We start from the raw sequence: 5628 nt of genomic DNA on the forward strand, positions 1-5628 counted from the left end.
CGGGTGGCGATGCGCAGGACACCACCCTCGTCGACCGTGGTCAGGCCGATGATCGGGATGCCGAGCAGCAGTGCGACGAAGGCAACTGATGCCGCGTCCCTGACCCGGTCGCCGGCAGATACGCCCTGATGGGCAAGGACGAGCGTCGCCATCACACTTTCTCCACTTCCGGACGGCCAAGCAGCCCCGAGGGACGGAACATCAGCACCAGGATGAGGATGCTGAAGGTCGCCACGTCCTTGTATTCCGCCGACAGGTAGGCGGCCCAGAAAGCCTCGATCAGGCCGATCAGCAAACCGCCGAGCATCGCTCCCGGCAACGAGCCGATGCCACCGAGCACGGCGGCGGTAAATGCCTTGATGCCTGCGACGAAACCGATGAAGAAGTCGACGACGCCGTAGTAGACCGTGACCATCACCCCGGCGACGGCAGCGAGAGCCGCGCCGAGCATGAAGGTGAGCGAGATCGTCCGGTCGACGTTGATGCCGAGCAGCGCGGTCATCGTCCGGTCCTGTTCGCACGAGCGCTGCTGGCGGCCGAACGAGGTCCTGGTGATCAGCCAGGTGAAGGCGACCATCAGCGCGACGGTGACCAGCACGATGAGAATCTGCGAGTACGCGAGGCGAACGGTGAAGCCGTCGATGCTCAGCAGGTCGATGCCGCCCACCAGTACCGGTGCGATCGGCTTGACGCGCGCGCCCTGGGTCAGTTGCACCATGTTCTGCAGGAAGATCGACATGCCGATCGCCGAAATGAGCGGCGCCAGGCGGGTCGAACCGCGCAGCGGCCGATACGCGATGCGTTCGACCGTCCAGCCATACACCGAGGTGAACAGAACGGCGACCAGCAGCACCAGCAGCAGCGCCAGCGGCACGGAACTGAGCCCGAAACTGGCCAGCAGGGTGAACGCGGTGACCGCGATGAAGGCACTGACCATGTAGATGTCGCCGTGTGCGAAATTGATCATGCCGATGATGCCGTAGACCATCGTGTAGCCGATGGCGATCAGGCCATAGACGGCGCCCAAGGTCAGGCCGTTGATCAGTTGTTGTAGCGCGAGAGCCATGGCCTCCCTCCTAGCTGCCTGCGAAGTGCATTGTCCTGGTGAACGGTTTCAGTCTTCGCTCGTGTCGAGCGCCATCAGTCCGGCGTTGCCGCCGGCGGCGGTGGTGTCGACCGATATCGTCCGTTCGCTGGCGAAGCGGTAGAGATAGTGGGGACCACCGGCTTTCGGACCGGTGCCGGAAAGACCTTCGCCGCCGAATGGCTGCACGCCGACGACGGCGCCGATGATGTTGCGGTTCACGTAGGTGTTGCCGACGTGCAGGCGGTCGGTGATGCGCTTGATCGTTTCGTCGATGCGGCTGTGGATTCCCAGCGTGAGTCCATAGCCAGTGCCGGCGATGGCTGCACAGACCTGATCGAGTTCGTCGGTACGCCAACGTACGACGTGCAGGATCGGCCCGAAGACTTCGCGTTCGAGTCGCTCGATGCTGTCGATCTCGTAGGCACGTGGCGCGAAGAAGGTGCCGTGCCGGGTCGCCTCCTCGTCGAGCTGGCAGGTGTAAATCGGTAGCGCGAAGCTGTCGAGCCAGCGCGCGTGCGCAGCGAGTGCCTCGCGCGCCGCCTCGTCGATGACCGGCCCGACGTCGGTGCGGACATCGGCCGGGTTGCCGATGGCGAGTTCCTGCATGGCGCCGGCGAGCAATTCGCAAACCCGGTCGGCGATGTCGGCCTGGACATACAGCACGCGCAGCGCCGAGCAGCGTTGCCCGGCCGAGTTGAACGCCGAGGCGACGACGTCGCGGACGATCTGTTCGGGTAACGCCGAAGAGTCGGCGATCAGGGTGTTCTGACCGCCGGTTTCGGCAATCAGCGGCACCAGCGGACCGTCCTTGCCGGCCAGCGTCTGGGCGATGATTCGTGCCACCTCGGTAGACCCGGTGAAAGCGACGCCGGCGCATCCGCGCCCGGCGATCAGCGCGGCGCCGATTCGCCCGTCGCCGGGCAGGAAAGAAAGTACGCCGGGCGGAATGCCGGCGCCGTTCAGCAGTTCGACGGCAAGGGCGGCGACCAGCGGCGTCTGCTCCGCCGGCTTGGCCACCACCGCATTGCCCGCGGCCAGCGCCGCAGCGATCTGCCCGACGAAAATCGCCAGCGGGAAATTCCACGGGCTGATGCAGACGAAGACGCCACGGCCGTGCAGCGACAGGCTGTTGCGCTCGCCCGTCGGACCGGGCAGCGCGATCGGCTCGGCAAACTTCTCGCGCGCCTGCGCCGCGTAATAGCGGCAGAAATCGATCGCCTCACGCACTTCGGAAACGGCGTCGGCCTGCGTCCGACCGCCTTCGCGAACGATCAGCGCCAGCAATTCGGGCAGGCGCCCCTGCATCGAATCGGCAGCGCGATCGAGCGCCGCCGCGCGCTCCCTCGCGGGGGTACCTTCCCAAGCCGGAAAGGCGGACTGGGCCGCGGCCAGTGCGTCGCTCACGTCGCCCATGCCGGCTTCGATCACCTGCCCGACGACCTCGCGCTGGTCGGCCGGCGATCGCACGGGCCTGCTGACACCGCCACGCGACTTGCCGTCGATCAGCGGCGCGGCAACGTAGCTGACGCTGGCACTTTGCGCGATCGCGCTGCGCAGGCTTTCGAGAGTGGGTTTGTCGCTCATGTCGAGTCCTTCACTGTTGGCGCGTTCGGCGCCGAAGAGATCGCGCGGCAAAGGGATGCGCGTCTGGCGTTTTGCGGCCAGCGCGGCCACCTTTTCGACGGGGTCCGCAATCAGCGCGTCGATCGGCAGGTCCGCGTCGGCGATACGATTGACGAACGACGAGTTGGCGCCGTTTTCGAGCAGGCGACGCACCAGGTAGGCGAGCAGGTCCTCGTGGCTGCCAACCGGGGCATAAACGCGGCAAGCGCGTCCCCACTTGTCATCGCCGACGATCTGGTCGTAAAGCTCTTCCCCCATTCCATGCAGGCGCTGATATTCCCACTCGTCGCTGCCACCGGCGCTGATCGCGATCTCGGCAACCGCTGCCAGGGTGTGCGCGTTGTGTGTCGCGAAGGCGGGGTAGAAGGCTTGCGGGTCGGCGAACAGGCGCCGCGCGCAGGCCAGGTACGAAAGGTCGCTCGATGCCTTGCGCGTGAACACGGGGTAGTCCGCCAGGCCGCGCTCCTGCGCCAGCTTGATCTCGGCGTCCCAGTAGGCACCCTTGCACAGGCGAACCATCAGCCGGCGATCAGCCCGGTGCGCGAGGTCGGCCAGCCAGTCGAGGACCGGCAGCGCCCGCTTCTGGTAGGCCTGGACGGCGAGACCCAGGCCGTTCCAGCCGGTGAGTTCGTGATCGGTCGCCAGCGCCTCGATCAGATCGAGCGAAATTTCCAGCCGGTCGGCTTCCTCGGCGTCGATCGTGAAACCGATGTTGCGCGCCTTCGCCTGCACCGCCAGCGCCTTGACGGCGGGCAGCAGTTCCTGACGCACGCGCTCCTCGTTGGCCACTTCGTAGCGCGGATGCAGCGCCGACAGCTTGATCGAAATCGACGGCGCAGCGAACGCCGGGCGACCGGCGGCGGCGTCTCCGATCGCGGCAATCGCGGTGCTGTACGACTGGAAGTAACGCAGCGCATCGGCGCTGCTGCGCGCCGCTTCCCCGAGCATGTCGTAGGAGTGGCGGTAGCCGGCCTTTTCGGCACTGCGGGCGCGCTCCAGCGCTTCGTTGATGGTGCGCCCCATGACGAACTGCTTGCCAAGGATGCGCATGGCGGTGATCACGGCCTGGCGAATCACCGGTTCGCCGGCGCGCACGAGCAATCGCTTGAAGGTGCCGCTGAGGTTGCGATCGTCGTTGTCGAGATTGACGATGCGCCCGGTCAGCATCAAGGCCCAGGTGCCGGCATTGACGAAGGTGCTGTGCGATTCCCCGAGGCGTCTTTCCCATTCGGTGCTGCCGATCTTGTCGCGAATCAGGCGATCGACGGTGGCCGCATCGGGAATGCGCAGCAGCGCTTCGGCAAGGCACATCAGCACCACGCCTTCGCGCGACGAGAGGTCGTAGGTGGCGAGAAAGGCATCGATGCCGCCGGTCTTCAGACGACTGTCGCGCACCGTCTGCACCAGCGGCGTTGCCCTTTCGCGGATGCCCTGCTGTTCGGAATGGGAGAAACGGGCGCGCGCGATCAGTTCCTCGACAACCGTGGCTTCGTCGATGCGATGATGATCACGCAGTCGCTGACGCAGTTCGTTGCTGGCGCTCATGCAATCTTCCAGTCGGTTGGGCACGACACGCGGTGTCGTGCGTGCCAGGGTCCGCAAGCGGAAGGCAGTTTCTGCCGGCGGCCGCGCCGCGGAGTGGCGAATCCGGCAGGTCCGCAGCAGGCAGGGGCGCGCTGCGGACCTGCCGCCGGGCGATTACTTCTTCACGTAGTCGTACTTGCCGTCCTTCCACTGATAGACGACGAAAGCCGGTGCCGAACTGTTGCCATTGGCATCAAACGAAAGCTTGCCGATGACCGTGTCGAAGGTGCCGCTGCGCAATGCCTTCTCGATGTCCGCGTACCTGGTGCTCTTGGCCTTGCTCGCGGCCTGGTCGAACAACTGGAAAGCGGCGTAGGCGTAGAGCACGTACCCTTCCGGCTCGATCTTGGCGTCGTGGAACTTCTTGACCACTTTCGCCGCACTCGGGTTCTTGCGCGCGTCCGGGCCGAAGGTGAACAGCACATTGTTCGCTTCGGCACCGGCGGCAGTCGCCAGTTCGGTATTGGACATCGTGTCGCCACCCATCACCGTCAGCTTGAGGCCCGCCTGTTGCGCCTGACGCAGGATCAGCGCCACTTCGGTGTGGTAGCCGCCGTACGACATGACTTCGATGCCCGCCGACTTGAGCTTGCTGACCAGACCCGAATAATCCTTCTCGCCGGCGGTGATCGACTCGCGCAGCGCCGGCTTGACACCCTTGGCTTCCATGGCCTTGGCGACCTCGTCGGCAAGTCCCTTGCCGTAGGCGCTCTTGTCGTCGACAACGGCAATCTTCTTGCCCTTGAAGTGTTCGACCAGATAAGCACCGGCGACCTGACCCTGTTGGTCGTCCCGACCGGCGATGGCGAAAATGTTCTTGAGGCCGCGGTCGGTAACCTTCGGATTGGTCGACACCGTAACCATCGGGATGTTGGCTTCGGCATAGACTTCGGACGCCGGAATCGTCGAGCTCGAACACCAGTGGCCGTGCATGAAGATGATCTTCTTGTTGACCATCTGGTTGGCGACGGCGACTGCCTGCTTGGGATCGCAAGCGTCGTCGCCGATTTCCAGCTTCAGTTTCTCGCCAACGACGCCACCCTTGGCGTTGATGTCGGCGATCGCCATCTCCGCACCCTTGCGAATCTGGTCGCCGGCCGAAGCGTACTGACCGGTCATCGGACCGGCAATCGCCACCAGGTGATCCGCATAGGCATTGCTGCCTGCCAGGGCAAACAGGCTGAAGCCGGTCGCCAGTAAGTGTTTGTTCATGGGTTTCCTCCTTTGTTACGGTGGTTGTCAAGATAACGGACAAGTGACGCACCCGCATCGAGCACGTGCGCCCGAGTGAGTTCTGCCGCCGCGTCGGGGTCCCGGCGGACAAACGCGTCGAG

The 5628-nt window shown here is 65.1% G+C and carries 3 protein-coding genes; all 3 read right to left on the bottom strand.

Annotated elements, in window-relative coordinates; genetic code table 11:
• Nucleotides 1-151: 151 nt before the first annotated feature.
• Nucleotides 152-1066: a branched-chain amino acid ABC transporter permease LivH gene (locus NFV80_RS03210; protein ID WP_295329480.1), complete on the bottom strand. Its 915-nt coding sequence runs from the start codon at nucleotides 1064-1066 to the stop codon at nucleotides 152-154.
• Between the two features lie 48 nt (nucleotides 1067-1114).
• On the bottom strand, nucleotides 1115-4255 hold the full coding sequence (gene putA, locus NFV80_RS03215; protein WP_296757825.1) for a bifunctional proline dehydrogenase/L-glutamate gamma-semialdehyde dehydrogenase PutA: 3141 nt from the start codon (nucleotides 4253-4255) through the stop codon (nucleotides 1115-1117).
• A gap of 153 nt (nucleotides 4256-4408) precedes the next feature.
• Entirely contained in the window at nucleotides 4409-5506 is a 1098-nt protein-coding gene (locus tag NFV80_RS03220; protein WP_295329476.1) for a branched-chain amino acid ABC transporter substrate-binding protein, read from the bottom strand.
• Between the last annotated feature and the right edge of the window lie 122 nt (nucleotides 5507-5628).

The sequence above is a fragment of the Accumulibacter sp. genome (assembly GCF_023806565.1).
Taxonomy (GTDB): Bacteria; Pseudomonadota; Gammaproteobacteria; order Burkholderiales; family Rhodocyclaceae; genus Accumulibacter.